The sequence below is a fragment of the Brachybacterium phenoliresistens genome (genome assembly GCF_000576425.1).
Lineage (GTDB): Bacteria > Actinomycetota > Actinomycetes > Actinomycetales > Dermabacteraceae > Brachybacterium > Brachybacterium phenoliresistens.
The window spans coordinates 65,427-80,065 of the sequence record NZ_KK069993.1; the positions used below are offsets into that span (position 1 = coordinate 65,427).

Below are 14,639 nucleotides of genomic sequence, written 5' to 3' on the forward strand. Positions count from 1 at the left end.
TCGGACAGGCATTCAGGATGTGAGGGCCGCGAGACCGAGCGCCTCGGCGGCGAGCCGGGCGGCGATCGAACGGGCGACGATGACGGGCAGCCCGGTCTCCTCTGCGACGACCGCGCGCATGGCGGTGGTGTAGCCGAAGCAGTCCAGGGCTAGCAGGGCGGCCCCCTGCTCGGCGAGGCTCCGGGCGGCGTAACGCAGCTCGGCCGCGGTGCCCGTGTAAGGGGAGCTGCTCGCGACCAGCACCGGCCGGTCCTCGCCGAGCACCGCCGCGAACTTCTCGACGGTGTCGTCCGTCTGCTCCGGCAGGGGGGCGATGATGCCGACGGGCGCCCCGGCCGGCGCCGCGGCGGCGACGGCGTGGGCGATGATCCGATCCGGCACGAAGAACGGCCGGCGGTGCGTGATGCGCGGGAACGGGCCGGTGCAGGCGAGCATGACGGCGTCGACCTCCTCCTCGAGGGAGCGCACCAGGCCCGGGAGCCGGTCCGTCACGACCCGCTCGCCGATGACGGCGGAGCCGCCGTCGGCCAGGCGCGTCGTGAGGGCGTGATCCCCGGCGTCGGGGGCGAGCTGGGCGATCTGGGCGCCGGTGAGGCGGTCCAGGACGCCGCGCTCGACGAGCTCGACGCCGGGCAGGAGCTGCTCCAGCTCGGGGGTGAGGTCTGTGCGGGGAGTCTGCCCGATGGTGACGACGCCCAGGCGCATCGGGCGGGCGGCACGGGCGGTCGCGGGTGCGGAGGTGCTGGTCATGGTGGTCCGCGCTCCCCGCTCAGTGCTTCCAGATCATGGTGCCGACGGAGTGCACGGAGTCTCCGGCGATGAGACCGGCGCCCACCAGCGAGATTTCCTGCTCGCCCGCGGCACCGCGCCAGCGCTGCCAGAGCATGCGGCCCAGCAGGGCGACGAGGACCAGCCAGCCGGCGTTCGGCGTGGCGACCAGGAGGCCGGTGGCCAGGAGGATGCCCATCTGCCGGCTGGGGCCACCGATGATCTGCACGAGCGCTCCAGGGATCGCCCAGACGAGCAGGTTGACCAGCGCGGAGGGGTCGGAGAGGCCCGCGGAGATGGTGTCGGCATAGACCTGCGAGGTCGGCGGGACTTTCCCGTCGGCGAAGAGGGTCGGCCACACCAGCGCCACGAGGCCGATGGCCATGACGAAGCCGAGGACCGAGGCCTTGAGCTGCTCACGGCGGCCCTCGAGCTCGAAGGGCGTATAGGGGCGGCGGTCGCGGCGCAGGATCCATCCGGCCTTGAAGTCGTATCCCATGTCGGCGAAAGCAGGTCCGGTGGAGGCGCAGTAGCCGATCAGGAGCGCGAGGGGGACGGGCGGGAACTGCAGCAGCAGTCCCAAGTTCAGGAAGATCAAGGTGACGGCGAATGCTGGGAACCAGCCCGCGTGCATCGCGGCGAGGCCGACGATCAGCTCGTGCACGATCGCGGCGAAGGCGGCGAACAGGGCGAAGCAGAGAATGCCCCACCACGGCAGCTCGGCCCAGATGCCGCCCACGACGGCCAGGAGCAGCCCGCCGAGCAGGAACATGCCGAACCCGGATGTCAGCGCGCGGCGGAGCGCGGCGTCGGTGACGGTCGGGGCGAGCGCCGGGTCGTTGCGAGCCGCGCTCTCGAGGTCCCGCGCCCGCGCCGCCTGCCGAGCGGTCTGCTTCCCGGCCATGATGAGGACGATCTGGACGAGGGCGACCACGCCCGCGCCCACCATGACCCCGTGGGGGACGTACATCGCCCCCAAGTCCACGTCGAACAGACCCGGGACGTACTGAGCGACGAGCAGCCCACCGGCGAACATCAGCAGGGCCCACATGTTGCCGATCATGGCGATGCCCGCGGCGGACATCGGCAGCCCCAGAAACGAGGCGACGAAGCCGACCACGCCGCCCCCGATGAGCACCGCCGCCTGCTTGCCGCCCTGGTCTCCGGCCTTGATCGTCTCCGCGGCGGCGACGCCGGGCGGCCAGGCGGCGGAGGCCGGGAAGAACCGGGAGCCGTAGGCGCGGTAGAGGACGTACACGTCGATCGCGAGGCCCAGGCTGGCGCCGAGCAGCATCGGCCAGACGAGGTCGGGGCGCCCGAAGAGGAACGGGATCGCGATCGGCGTCAGCAGGGAGTTCGCGGCGGCGAAGGTCGCTCCGGAGATGGAGGACTGCACGAGGTTCTGACGGTTCACGTCCCGCATGCGGTGCAGACCCGCGAAGCCGATGCGGCCGATCAGCATGGCGATGACGGCCCCGATCACGCTCGTGTTCGGGGAGACGCCGAGCGTGGTGATCATGTGGATGCCGATCGCCGCACCCAGCAGGGAGACGACAAGGGTGATGAGCGCGGTCAGCGGGTCGAAAGCGCGCGGGTGCACTGCGGCCGCTGTCTCGGACGCGGCGGGGGCTGTGGGCATGTCGTGCCTCCCTGGGACGAGTGATCGCTGCTCCTGCGGCGATCGCACAAGAGTGGGGGCCGCACTCCCGTGGTGCAACAACTTCCCGTTATATGGGTTGCTGCGACAGAATGTGGACACTGGGGTCACCGATGCGTCACCGTGGAGGTCGACTCCGATACTGGGACGCACACGATCCCCCGATGAAGGACCTCGATGGACCACGCATCCTCCGACGCTCGCGCCCCGCTCCAGACCGTCGACCGCGCATTGCAGATCCTGCTGTCCTTCAGCGAAGGGCGCCGGGACTGGGGCGTCACCGAGCTGGCCGAGGAGTTCGGCTTCAACCGCTCCACGAGCCAGCGCCTCCTGGCCGCTCTCGCGTCCCGGGGCTTCCTCTTCGTGGACCCGCACACGCGGCGCTACAGCCTGGGCCCGGCGATGTGGCACATGGCTGCTCTCTGGGAGCGCGGCGGAGGTTTGGCCCGGCTCGCGGAGACGGTCCTCACCGACCTCGCCGCCTCCACCGGCCGCACAGCGTCCTTCACCGTGCCGGACGGCTATCACGTGCGCTGCGTCGCCGCCGTGGATGGGGACTCCGGGCCCGTGCGGACTCACCCCCTCGTCGGAGACCTCTACCCCGCCCATGCGGGGGCGACCTCCCGCGCGTACTTCGCCTTCCTGGACCCGCTGGTGCGTCGAAACATGCTCAGCGGCCGGCCGTTCGCCCGGTACACGGAGCTCACGCAGGTGGACGAGGCCGCTCTGGAGAGCCTGTTGGACGAGACCTACCGGCTGGGCTGGGCGAGCTCCGAGGGCGAGTTCGACCAGACCACGCGGGCGATCGCCGCTCCCGTGCGGATCGGCAGCACTCCCGTCGGCTCGATCTCCGTCATCGAGCCGAAGGTCTACATGTACGAGGACGAGCTCACCAGCCACGTTCCCGAGCTCCTCGAATCGGCCGTGCGCCTGGGGAACCTGCTGGCGAACCAGAGCGCCATGACCCGACGCCGCCCCTGACCCCACTCCGTCCCCGATCACACGTGGAGAAGACCCATGCAGGCTCTGCTGCTCTCGAACTCGACCAACCACGGCGCCGGCTACCTCGCCCATGCCCGGGAGACAGTGCTGTCCTTCCTGGACGGCGCCGAGCTCACCTTCGTCCCCTACGCCCTCGCCGATCATGACGCCTACACCGCCAAGGTCGCCGATGCTCTGTCCCCCCACGGCATCCGCGTCACCGGCGTCCACACCGCCGCTGACCCCCGCGATGCCCTGCGGAGGGCCGAGGCCGTGTTCGTCGGCGGAGGGAACACCTTCCGCCTCCTTGCCGCGCTCGAACGCCGGGGCCTGCTCGACCTGCTGCGGGAGCGCGCCCGCGCCGGAATGCCATACATGGGTGCGAGCGCCGGGACGAACATCGCGGGTGCATCGATCCGCACCACGAACGACATGCCGATCGTCCAGCCGACCTCCTTCGCGGCGCTCGGCCTGGTCCCGTTCCAGATCAACCCCCACTACCTCGATGCCGACCCGAGCAGCACGCACAACGGGGAGACGCGGGAGCAGCGCCTCGCCGAGTTCCTCGAGGAAAACGACGCCGCGGTGCTGGGCCTTCGCGAAGGGACCTGGCTGCGCCTCGACGGGGAGACCGCGAGCGTCAGCGGCCAGGCGGTGCAGCCTTCGGCACCCGGCCCCGCCCTGGTGTTCACGCGCGATGCGGCACCGCGCGAGGTCTCCGGCGACGTCTCCGACCTCCTGGCCCAACCTGCACGGCTCGACGTCGGGACGCACTGACGCGTTCACCGTCCGCCCTCCCGCCGCCGCGGGGTGTGAGGCCCATCGCCTCGCACCCCACCGGCATCGGGCGCTGAATAGGCTGGCCAGCACCGTGCGGACGAGCATCCCGGAACCCTCCCGGGCGCCTCGCGCGGCAGGAGGCGCAGCACGCATGACCACCCTCGCTCCCCCGGCGCCCACCGCGCGCCGCGCCCCGTGGCGGATCGCCTGGGCGTCGATGATCGGGACCTCGCTGGAGCAGTTCGACTTCTACCTCTACGCGTACTTCTCGGCGTTCTTCGTGGGGCCGCTGTTCTTCGAGCCGCTGGGCCCGGCCGGCGCCGCCCTCGCCTCCTTCTCGACCATCGCGGTGTCCTTCGTGATCCGGCCCGTGGGGGCGCTCGTGTTCGGGCACATGGGCGATCGCCGGGGACGCCGGGCGACGCTGCTGTGGACGGTCTCGCTGATGGGCGTCGCGACCGGACTCATCGGCCTGCTGCCCACCTATGCGCAGGCCGGCTGGCTGGGCGCGATCGGCCTGGTGCTGCTGCGCCTGGTGCAGGGCGTGAGCCTCGGCGGCGAATGGGGCGGATCGGTGCTGCTGGCGACCGAGCACGCCCGCCCCGTGCGGCGCGCCTTCTACGCCGCGATCCCCCAGCTGGGATCACCGATCGGCTCCATCCTCTCCGCGGCGGTGTTCATCGTCCTGTCGCTGACCCTGCCGGAGGCGGCCATGGCCTCCTGGGGCTGGCGCCTGCCGTTCTTCCTCGCGATCCCGCTGCTGCTGGTCTCGCTGTACCTGCGCCGCAGCATCGAGGAGACCCCGGAGTTCCTGCGGATGGCCCGCGAGGGGAGGCGGGACCGCACGCCGGTGCTGGACATGCTGCGCACCCGGCCGATGGCCCTGCTGGTGGCGATCGCCGCCGCGCAGCTGGGCATCGGCTCCTACGCGCTGATGAACACGTACACGATGAACTACGGCGCGGAGGTGCTGGGCTTCCCGTACATGCAGCTGCTGACGGCCGCGACCATCGGCGCGCTGCTGCAGCTGGTGACGGTGCCGCTGTTCGGGGCGCTCGCCGCGCGCACCGGCTCCGCGCTCGTGGTCGGGGTCGGCGCGGCCGGGACGGCGCTGATCGCCCTGCCGATGTATGCGCTGCTGGGCTCGGCGACCTTCTCCGTGCTGGTGGCGATGATGGTGATCGGCGGGATCCTGCCGACCATGTCCTGGGCCGCGCTCGGCGGCCTCATGAGCGACCTGTTCCCCGGCAGCTTCCGCACCTCGGCGCTGTCCTTCGCCTATGCGGTCGCGGCGACGGTGAGCGGCTTCGTGCCGCTGCTGACCGGAGTCCTCGGCACCGCCACCGGCCAGGCCTGGTGGCACCCGGCGGCGGTGCTCATCGCCCTGTCCCTGGTCACGCTCGCTGCGGCGATCGCGGCGGGGCGGCGCGATGCGCGGCGGTGACGCGGACGCGACGCGCTTCCCTCTCCTGACGCCAGGGGCGCCGGAGATCGCCGCCGTACCCGAGGCTCCGCCGACTGCGAGCGCTCAGTCCTCGATATAGCCGGTGACGGGGTCGACGAGTGAGATGAACTCCCGGATGTGCTCGCGGTGCCCGCTCGGCGTCATCGCGCCGCCCCCGGACACAGCGACGGAGAAGCCGTACTGGGGATCCCGGTGCGAGACCCACCGGTACGCGTAGTTCCCGGGCGACCGTTCCTCCACCTCGAATCGCTCGCCGTCCACCTCGTACAGCACGTCGGTCCCCCTGTCCTCGATGTCCCCGCAGCGCTCGGAGAAGTATTCCAGGCACCCCGACATCACGGCCGGAGCCCGTGCATGGCCCTCCGGTGCCCGCGACGACGGCCGGAACCCGTGGGACCACGGGGACGAAAAGGCGTGTCCGTCCGGCGAACATCGGCGTCCGGTCCTCGCCTATCGGGCACGCAGGGTGTTCCCTAGATTCGTGGTCGGACGGAGAACCGTTCGCCCACCGATCACGGAAGAGTCGACGATGACCACTCTCGAAGCCCGATCCCCCGACCTGGACGCTCTGGCCGACACCTACGACGAGCAGGGCTTCGTCCTGGTCAAGGGCCTGCTCACGAAGGAGGAGGCCGCCGAGTACCGCCGCCGCAGCCACGAGCTGCTGGCGGGCCTGAAGCGCGAGGACGACCCGACCTGGGGCAGCGCCGCCGAGGCCGCCATGGGGCAGATGACCAGCCTCCAGCACCTCCACGACGCCCAGTTCTACGACGCCGCCTTCACCCGCCTGCTCACGGACCCGCGGTTCACGGACGTCGCGGCGGCCGTCCTGCGAACCCCGAACGTGCAGCTGCACCACACCAAGATGTTCGTGAAGCCCCCGGAGAACGGGTCGCCGTTCCCGCCCCACCAGGACCACCCGTTCTTCCCGCACGAGAACCACAAGGTCGCCGCCGCGATCTTCCACTTCGACGATGCGCCCGATGCGAAGGGCTGCGTGCGCATCGCCCCCGGCAGCCACCGGGAGGGTCCGCGCGAGCACGACCCCGAGGGCAGTTACCACCTGCCCGACTTCCCGCAGGACCAGCTGGTCCCGCAGGAGGCGGAGGCCGGCGACGTCCTGTTCTTCACCTACCTCACGGTGCACAGCTCCGGGGTGAACGTCTCCGACGAGGCGCGCACCACCTGGCTGGTCCAGTTCCGCGACCCGGAGGACACGCTCATCGGCGACCAGCACACGCATTCGCTGGGCCAGGGCCTGATCCTCGCCGGCACCGACCCGACCGGGCGGGCCCACACCCGGTGAGCCTCGCGCAGGTCGCCCGCGCGGGCGCGATCGTCGACCTCGCCGGACTCCTGGAGACCGGCGAGGTCGACGGCGTGGGCGTGGACTTCCTCAGCTGGGGCTTCTACGCGCCCAAGCCCTGGCGCAACTGGCTGCACACCCATTCCTTCCACGAGGTGTGCCTGGCCTACGCCGGCGAGGGCACGTTCACCGTGGACGGGACGGCGCATCCGGTCACGGCCGGGGACGTGTTCATCGCCCGGCCCGGCGACGTCCACGAGATCATCTCGAGCCGCGAGGCGCCGCTGGGCATCGCCTTCTGGGGCGTGGCGCTGCAGCGGCCGATGGACCCGGGCGCCGGAGGCAGCGGCATCGGCGAGCGCGGCTGGTGGAGCGGCCTCACCCGGGCCGACGGGCCGCTGGTCTCCCGCAGCCTCGGCACCCTGCCCGAAGTCGTCGTCGCCCTCGCCGAGGAGGCCGCGACCCCGCGCTCCGGATATCGGGCACGGCTGCAGGCGCTGGGGACGATGCTCGTGCTGGAGACGGCGCGCGCCTTCGCGAGCGACGCCGATCTCGCCATCGGCGCGGTGCCGGCGGACCGCACCACCCCGGCGGTCGCCGCGATGGACCGCTACCTCGCCGACAATCTCGAGCGGCCGCTGCGGGTGCGGGACGTGGCCGCCGTCGTGCACCTGTCCGAGCGGCACGCGGCGCGGATGTTCGCCGGCCACACCGGCGTCCCGATCATGGCCCGCCTGCGCGCCCTGCGCCTGGAGCGGGCCGCGCGCCTGCTGCTGGAGACGCAGGAGCCCATCGGGCAGATCGCCCGGGCCTGCGGCTACCCGGAGATCCGCGCCTTCATCACCGCATTCCGCCGCGCCCACGGCCAGGCGCCCGGCGCCTTCCGCCGCAACCGCGGGACCTGGCACCTGGATGCGGAGGAGGACGCGCGCAGGTGAGGAGGCGTGCCGACGTCCGCATCGTCCCCGAGACCCGTGGCGCCGTGCTCCCTGCGGGAGGACGGCGAGCCGCCGCCCCGGGGCGCCGGCGAGGAGCACCGGGTCGAGGGCTCAGCTCCAGTCGAAGGTGAGCACCGCGGTGCGCGTCCCGGGCTCGACGAACAGGAGGATCGCATCGGCGCCCGCGCCGCGCCACGGGGTGCCGGCGGTGGCGGCGAGGAAGACGAACGGACGGCCGTCACGCAGACGCAGCACCGGCGTCACGGGATCGCTCTCGTCCAGGATGTACGCGGGCGGCGGCGGGAAGCCGGCCCAGTTGCCGTACCCGGGCTCCCCGCCCAGCTGATCGACGAGGGCGAAGTCCGTCCCCCAGCCCGCCCGCTGCTGCGAGGGATCCTCCTCGTCGCCCCAGACCAGGGCGCCCAGCCGATCCCAGCGGGCTCGGGCGCCCGCGATCTCGGCCTCCGCCTCGGCATAGTGGTGCCGCAGGCCCGGCATCGCCGCCTCGCCCCGGGCCTCGAGTCCCTCGAGCCCCTCGAGCGCGAAGAGCTCGCGGGCGCCGAGGTACCGCCATCGGCCGTCGGCCTGCTGGCGCAAGGAGATCCAGTTCGTCCCGGCATGGGCATCATGATGCGCGGCGGTCTCCTCGCCCAGCAGTCCGTCGACGGGCTCGACCGGGCTCAGCAGCGGCGCGCTCCCGCTCCAGGCCGGGTCGGCCAGGCGCAGGTCGACGGACACCAGCGGGTGCAGGAGGCGCGCCAGCCACGGCTGCTCCCGCGCAAAGACGTCCGCGGGGTCCGGCAGGACGGTGATCCGCGGGTCCGGCGCGGTGACGCGCTCCCCCGGCGCCGGCGCGCGGTCACCCGACGCCGGCGCGCGATCCGGCGAGACGGTGCCGGCGGCATCGGGCGCGGCGTCCTCGGGCGCGGGGCGGGGCCGCACATCGGGGCCGGGATCCGCGGCCGAGGCGGGGCCGATGCCCCAGGCCGCCTCGAACTCCGGGGCCGGGCCGCGCACCTCCGCCTCGGCGCGGTCGAGGAGCGCGCGGGCCTCGGCCTCCGTCGCGGCGGGATGCTCGACGACGATCGCGTGGTCGTCCAGGCGCCGGATCACGAGGTGGCCGAGGGGACCATCGGCCGCGCCCCAGGTGGAGCGGTAGGAGACCTCGTAGAGGGCGTCGGCGGCGATCCTCGTCATGGGGTGGATGGTAGCGGGGAACAGGAGGACACTGGGGGCATGACGTGGGCGGGCATCACGGACGCCGACCTTCGCGCCGTCTCCGGCGACCTGGTCCTGCACCGGGGCCGGGAGCTCGCGGCGGACGGGGCGATGCGGGTCGAGCACCTCGACGGGTGCTCGGCGCGGGCCGTCGCGGCCGGCGCCGGCCTGATCGAGGTGGAGCTCGAGATCGGCGAGCACGGCATGCTGCTCGGGGACTGCACCTGTCCCCCGGCGCAGGACGGCAGCTTCTGCGCCCATCTGGTCGCCACCGCGATCACCTGCCGCGACCGGGCGCACCGCGGGGACCTGCCCGCCGCGCGCATCGACGGCGCGCCCCCGGCCCCGGACACCGCCCAGCTGCGCCGGTTCCTGCGGCGCCAGGACCCGGACTGGCTGGTCGACCAGCTGCTGCTGGCCGGCGAGCGCGACCCGCAGCTGCGGGCCCGCCTGCAGCTGGCCGCCGGCGGCCGTCCCGGCTGCGACCTCGACACCGCGCCGCTGCACGCCCACCTCCAGCATGCGTTCTTCATCGCCGACTTCGTCCCGCACCGGGAGGCCGGCGACCACTTCGCCCGCATCGACGAGGCCCTCGACCTGGTCGAGGCGCTGATCGAGGAGGGCCACGGCGATGCGGCGGCGCGCCTGGCCCGCGAGGGCCTGCGGCTGCTCGAGGAGAGCAGCGCCGCCGTCGAGGACCCCGACGGCGGGACCGTCCGCACCCTGCGCCGTCTCGAGGACATCCACCTGCGCGCCTGCCGCGCCGCCCGCCCCGATCCCCGCGAGCTCGCCGCGACGCTGCTGGACACGGCGCTGCGCTGCGGCCTCGGGCCGTTCCGCGACGCCCCGGCCCGGTACGCCGAGGTGCTGGGCGCCGAGGGTCTCGCCCGCCTCGATGAGCTGGTGCGGCAGCGCCTCGCGCAGCTGTCCGCGCAGGAGGAGGGGACGCGCGAGGAGCGGAGCGTGCTCGAGGCGTTCGCCCGCGACCTCGAGCACGGCGCCGCATCGGACGCCGCGCCCTCAGGCCCGCGTCCCCCCGGCTGAGCGCGAGGGCTGGTCCTCCATGCCCAGCAGCCGCCGGGCCCCGGTCTCGTAGACCTGCACGATGTCGACCTCCGGGGTGAGGAAGTGCTGCATCTGCAGGGAGTCGAGCAGGGCGATCAGCGCCCGGGCCGTGCCGGGGACGTCGGCGAGCGCGGGCAGGTCCCCGCGCGCGATCTCCTCGGCGAGGTGGTGCTCGAACGACGCGGCGGTCTCGCGGTAGCGCTGGACCATCCGCGCATGGGCGGGGTGGTCCTCCGAGGCGGTCTCCGCGGTGAGGGTGACGCGCAGGCGCATCATGCCGCGGTGCTCGAGGTTCCGCTGCAGGATCATCCGGCCCCGCTCGAAGGTGGTCTGGACGCCGACGGTCTCCAGCAGCGCCGTCTGGAGCGCCTGCCAGTGGCTGAGCACGGCGAAGAGGAGCTCGACCTTGCTCGGGTAGTAGTGCAGCAGGCCCGGCACCGTCATGCCCGCGGCCGTCGCCACCTCCTGCAGGGAGCCCTCGCGGAAGCCCGACCTGCCGAAGACCTCGATCGCGGCGTCGAGGATGCGGGCCTGCCGGACCTCCCGGGAGAGGCGCTCGCGGCGGGGGCGGGGGGTCGGCTCGTCCATCCCGACAGTGTGCCATCCCTTGCTTATCTACCGAGTACTCGGTAGATTGCGGCGACCGATCCCGCCCACGACGACGTGAGGACCTCATGACCGCTCAGCATTCCCCGATGGCACCGGCCGCCATCGGCCCCGATCCCCAGGGCGCACCGCACCGCAAGCGGAACGTCACCCTGATCTCCGCCGCGATGATCACCGACTCCGCCGAGAGCGGGCTTCTCAGCGCCCTGTTCCCGGTGATCGCGGCCTCCCTGGGACTGGCCACCAGCGCCCTCGGCGTCCTGATCGCCGCCGGGCGGCTGGTCAGCGTCGTCTCCGGGCCGCTGTGGGTGTTCCTGACCCGCTACCTGGCCCGCCGCACCGTGCTCGCGATCGCCAGCGGGCTCTGGGGCGTCTGGGCGATCGTCGCCGCCTTCTCCCAGGACTTCGTGCAGCTGCTGATCCTCAACACGATCGCCGCCGCCGGCTTCACGGCCGCGCACGTGTTCCTGCCCGCGATCGTCGGCGACTCCTTCCCCGATGCCAAGCGCGGCCGCGTGATCGGCTGGGTGTACGGGGCGCTGGTGATCAGCAGCTCCCTGCTCGGCCCCCTCTTCGGCCAGCTGGCCGATGTCCCCCAGGGCTGGCGCTACGGCTATGTCGCCATCGGCGTCATCAACATCCTCGCCGGCCTGGCGATCCTGCTGTTCCTCCGCGACCCGGGCATCGGCTACATGGACGGCCGCGCCGACCAGCACCGCGCCGGCACCACCACCGCCACCGACGACGGCGTGAGCTGGCGGACTGTGGCATCCCTGTTCCGCCTGCCCAGCTACGTCGTGCTCATCATCAGCCGCCTGCTGTCCCCGCACCCCGTCCTCGGCGCCTTCGCCGTGGTGCTCCTGGTCGAGGCGCACGGGCTGTCCATCCAGGTGGCGACGGCGGCCTTCGCGCCCTTCGGCATCGGCTACCTGGTCGGCAACATCGTCATCGGCTACCTGGGGGACATCGCGAACCGCTTCAGCGCCGACCACGGCCGCGTCACCCTGCTGCAGCTGTCCCAGTTCGCCTTCGGCGGCCTCGCCTTCCTCGCCACCCAGGTCACCTACGACGGCGTGTGGATGTACAGCCTGTTCTTCGCGCTCATGGGTGCGTTCCAGGGCTGGAACCCGATCCTGAACCGGCCGATCGTCATGGCCATCGTCCCGCCCGAGCAGCGCGGCACCGCCTTCGGGTTCATGATCTCGATCGTGGAGTCCATCAGCTACTCGGTCCTCGCGCTGATCACCGGCTTCGTCGCCGGGGCGATCGGCACCCAGGGCGCGGTGCTGTGGACCATCGTGGCCGTGGTGCTGGTCAACGGCGTCGTCCTGACCGGCCTGCAGGTCACCTTCCGCCGGGACCGTCGCGCCCTGCTGGCGCGCACCGAGACCGCCCCCGCCGCCCAGCCCGCCCTCGCCGAGTGAGGTCCTCCGCCGTGACCCGACCCAACATCCTGTGGATCAGCACCCACGACATCAACCCGCACCTGGGCACCTACGCCGGCATCTGGCCGGGAGCCGAGCAGGCCCGCACCCCGCGCCTGGACGCCCTCGCGGCGCAGGGCGCCCGCTACGACCGCGCCTACGCGGCCGCGCCGGTGTGCGCGCCCTCCCGCTCGGCGATCATGACCGGCTGCCACCCCACCTCCATCGGCACCATGCACATGCGCTCCAACGCCGTGCTGCCCGACGAGGTGCGGCTGCTGCCGGAGATCCTGCGCGAGGCCGGGTACTACACGACCAACAACTGGTTCCGCGACTTCCAGACCGAGGCGCCGGGCACCGCCTTCGACGACGACTCCCCCGCCGCGCACTGGCGCGGCCGCCCCGAGGGCGCGCCGTTCTTCGCCGCCTTCCACGGGATGATCACCCACGAGTCCCAGGTCCACCTCGACCCGGAGGCCCTGCGGGAGGCCACGCCGCACGTGGCCGAGGCCGACCGCTGCGACCCCGCCGCCGTGCAGCTGCCCCCGTACCACCCCGACACCCCCACGTTCCGCCGCGCCTGGGCGACCTACCTCGACCTCATCGCCGAGATGGACCACCAGGTCGGCGCGATCCTCGACCAGCTCGAGGAGGACGGCCTGGCCGAGAGCACCATCGTGGTGTTCTGGAGCGACCACGGCGCCGGCTTCCCCGGCCACAAGCGGTGGGCCGGCGAGGCGGGCCTGCGGGTGCCGATGATCATCCGATGGCCGGGCCGCCTGGCCCCCGGCCCGGTCACCGAGCCGGTGGGCACCTACGCCCTCGCCCCCACCATGCTGGAGATGTGCGGCCTCGACGTGCCCGCGTGGATGCAGGCCGCTCCCCTGCTGGACCGCACCGGCGCGCACCGCCCCGCACCGGCGTGCGTGCCCGGGGCCCGCGACCGCATGGACGAGCAGGAGGACACCGTGCGCACGGTGCGCGCGGGCCGCTTCCGCTACGTCCGCAACCTGCACCCGGATCGGCCGCCGATGCAGCACTGCCGGTACCCCGATGCGCTGCCCACCTGGGCCGAGCTGCGCGAGCTCGCCTTCGCCGAGGCCACCCAGCGCGGGGCCGGCGACGCGCCCGACCGGCTCACCCCCGCCCAGCGCACCCTGGTCGCCCCGCGCAAGCCCGCCGAGCTGCTCTTCGACTCCGACGCCGATCCGCACGAGATGCACGACCTCGCCGCGGACCCCCGTCACGCCGAGGACCTGCAGCGCCTGCGCGACCTGCTGGACGCGCACCTGGCCGAGCACGGCGACCTCGGCGCCGGCGAGGAGGCGGAGCTGCTGGAGGCCTGGCGGCCCGGCGGCCGGATCCGGCAGGTCAGCACCCCGCGGATCGACGCGGACGGCAACCTCGTCTGCGACACCCCGCACGCGCGCGTCGGCTGGACGACCGCCCCGCCGGCGGCCGATCCGGCCCCGCGGCAGTCCCGGCTGATGGGCATCGCCAGCGCCGGCGCCTGGCAGCTCGCGGCGGCCTACCGGGGGGAGCGGCCCGTCTGGGTGCGGGCCTGGCGGCCCGGCTACGACCCCAGCGAGATCCTGCAGCTGCCCGATCCCGCAGCGGAGCAGGACGCCGCGCAGCCCGCGCACGCCGCGCAGGCGTGACGGACCCCGGGGCCCGGGCCGCCGCGCAGGCGTGACGGGCCCCGGGGCCGGGGCTACGGTGGGGCGATGACCGTCCCGCTGAGCGTCCTGCCCCACCACGAGGTCGTGATCGACCACGGGCGGATGACGCCGCTCGGCGCCCGGCTGCTGGACCACGGGATCCGCGCCATGAACCACTGCACCGGCCCCCACAAGGATCACGCCTTCACCGGCCTCGCGGCCGGGAACGTGGTGGAGCTGGGCGCCGGCGGCGGCTCCAACCTCGGCTGGCTGCCGCAGGGCACGCGGCTGTACGCCGTCGAGCCGAACCGGACGATGCACGATCCCTTGCGCGAGCGCTGCGCCCGGGCCGGGATCGAGGCCGTGGTGCTGCCCGTCTCCGCCGAGGCGCTGCCCCTGCCCGATGCCTGCGTCGACGAGGTGATCTGCTCGCTGGTGCTGTGCACGGTCCCCGACGCCGAGGCCGCCCTCGCCGAGGTGGTGCGGGTGCTGCGCCCCGGCGGGAGGTTCCGCTTCGTCGAGCACGTGGCCGCGCCTGCGGGCAGCCTGCGCGGCCGGGTGCAGACGGCGGTGCAGCGGCCGTGGGGCGCACTCGCCGGCGGCTGCGACCCCCACCGCGACACGCTCGCCCGGATCGACGCGGCCGGGTTCACGACCGTCCGCGCCCGCCGCGGCCTGCTGCGCCACTCGCCGGTCTGGCCGGTGAATACGGTGGTGTGGGGGCAGGCCGTGCGGTGAGAGCGATCGGGCGCCTGTTCGTCGGTCACTGCCCC

The 14,639-nt window shown here is 73.3% G+C and carries 14 protein-coding genes; 9 read left to right on the plus strand and 5 right to left on the minus strand.

Features of this window, described 5'->3' with window-relative positions:
- Positions 1-12: 12 nt before the first annotated feature.
- A complete protein-coding gene (locus tag BF93_RS09075; RefSeq protein WP_198025393.1) occupies positions 13-750 on the minus strand; it encodes an AroM family protein in 738 nt (245 codons plus the stop codon).
- Between the two features lie 19 nt (positions 751-769).
- Positions 770-2,407: an OPT/YSL family transporter gene (locus BF93_RS09080; protein ID WP_084148415.1), complete on the minus strand. Its 1,638-nt coding sequence runs from the start codon at positions 2,405-2,407 to the stop codon at positions 770-772.
- Positions 2,408-2,602: 195 nt separating this feature from the next.
- Between BF93_RS09080 and BF93_RS09085 the strand changes: the two genes are divergently transcribed.
- The 3 genes from BF93_RS09085 to BF93_RS09095 all read left to right on the plus strand — a co-directional run bounded on the left by BF93_RS09085 (position 2,603) and on the right by BF93_RS09095 (position 5,630).
- Positions 2,603-3,406 carry an IclR family transcriptional regulator gene (locus BF93_RS09085; protein ID WP_038372167.1) on the plus strand — a complete coding sequence of 268 codons (804 nt, stop codon included), beginning with the start codon at positions 2,603-2,605 and terminating at the stop codon, positions 3,404-3,406.
- 36 nt (positions 3,407-3,442) lie between these two features.
- Complete coding sequence (gene pepE, locus BF93_RS09090; protein ID WP_038372168.1) at positions 3,443-4,183, plus strand: dipeptidase PepE; 741 nt, start codon at positions 3,443-3,445, stop codon at positions 4,181-4,183.
- Between the two features lie 154 nt (positions 4,184-4,337).
- Positions 4,338-5,630, plus strand: coding sequence for an MFS transporter (locus BF93_RS09095; protein ID WP_038372169.1), 1,293 nt, complete (start codon positions 4,338-4,340; stop codon positions 5,628-5,630).
- An 84-nt stretch (positions 5,631-5,714) separates the two neighbouring features.
- Here the strand turns inward: BF93_RS09095 and BF93_RS09100 are convergent, their stop codons facing one another.
- Positions 5,715-5,924: a hypothetical protein gene (locus BF93_RS09100; RefSeq protein WP_156954107.1), complete on the minus strand. Its 210-nt coding sequence runs from the start codon at positions 5,922-5,924 to the stop codon at positions 5,715-5,717.
- A gap of 256 nt (positions 5,925-6,180) precedes the next feature.
- On the opposite strand from BF93_RS09100, the gene BF93_RS09105 reads away from it, so the two are divergent.
- Positions 6,181-6,957, plus strand: a complete 777-nt coding sequence (locus tag BF93_RS09105; protein ID WP_038372171.1) for a phytanoyl-CoA dioxygenase family protein — start codon at positions 6,181-6,183, stop codon at positions 6,955-6,957.
- On the plus strand, positions 6,954-7,895 hold the full coding sequence (locus tag BF93_RS09110) for an AraC family transcriptional regulator (RefSeq protein ID WP_038372173.1): 942 nt from the start codon (positions 6,954-6,956) through the stop codon (positions 7,893-7,895). Before BF93_RS09105 ends, BF93_RS09110 begins: the two co-directional genes overlap by 4 nt.
- A 111-nt stretch (positions 7,896-8,006) precedes the next feature.
- Here BF93_RS09110 and BF93_RS09115 read toward each other — a convergent pair whose 3' ends face one another.
- Positions 8,007-9,092 carry a hypothetical protein gene (locus tag BF93_RS09115; protein WP_038372174.1) on the minus strand — a complete coding sequence of 362 codons (1,086 nt, stop codon included), beginning with the start codon at positions 9,090-9,092 and terminating at the stop codon, positions 8,007-8,009.
- Between the two features lie 39 nt (positions 9,093-9,131).
- On the opposite strand from BF93_RS09115, the gene BF93_RS09120 reads away from it, so the two are divergent.
- Positions 9,132-10,157 (plus strand): SWIM zinc finger family protein, encoded by a 1,026-nt coding sequence (locus tag BF93_RS09120; RefSeq protein WP_038372175.1) that lies wholly within the window; start codon positions 9,132-9,134, stop codon positions 10,155-10,157.
- Here the strand turns inward: BF93_RS09120 and BF93_RS09125 are convergent.
- The gene (locus tag BF93_RS09125) at positions 10,134-10,766 is read right to left on the minus strand and encodes a TetR/AcrR family transcriptional regulator (protein WP_038372176.1); all 633 of its coding nucleotides are present in this window, start codon (positions 10,764-10,766) and stop codon (positions 10,134-10,136) included. The two genes, BF93_RS09120 and BF93_RS09125, sit on opposite strands and share 24 nt — an antisense overlap.
- Before the next feature lie 86 nt (positions 10,767-10,852).
- Between BF93_RS09125 and BF93_RS09130 the strand changes: the two genes are divergently transcribed.
- The 3 genes from BF93_RS09130 (at position 10,853) to BF93_RS09140 (ending at position 14,604) form a co-directional block, all read left to right on the plus strand.
- Positions 10,853-12,208: an MFS transporter gene (locus tag BF93_RS09130; protein ID WP_084148416.1), complete on the plus strand. Its 1,356-nt coding sequence runs from the start codon at positions 10,853-10,855 to the stop codon at positions 12,206-12,208.
- 11 nt (positions 12,209-12,219) lie between these two features.
- A complete protein-coding gene (locus BF93_RS09135; protein WP_051486770.1) occupies positions 12,220-13,866 on the plus strand; it encodes a sulfatase family protein in 1,647 nt (548 codons plus the stop codon).
- Positions 13,867-13,932: 66 nt separating this feature from the next.
- The gene (locus BF93_RS09140; protein ID WP_051486771.1) at positions 13,933-14,604 is read left to right on the plus strand and encodes a class I SAM-dependent methyltransferase; all 672 of its coding nucleotides are present in this window, start codon (positions 13,933-13,935) and stop codon (positions 14,602-14,604) included.
- Positions 14,605-14,639 lie beyond the last annotated feature (35 nt).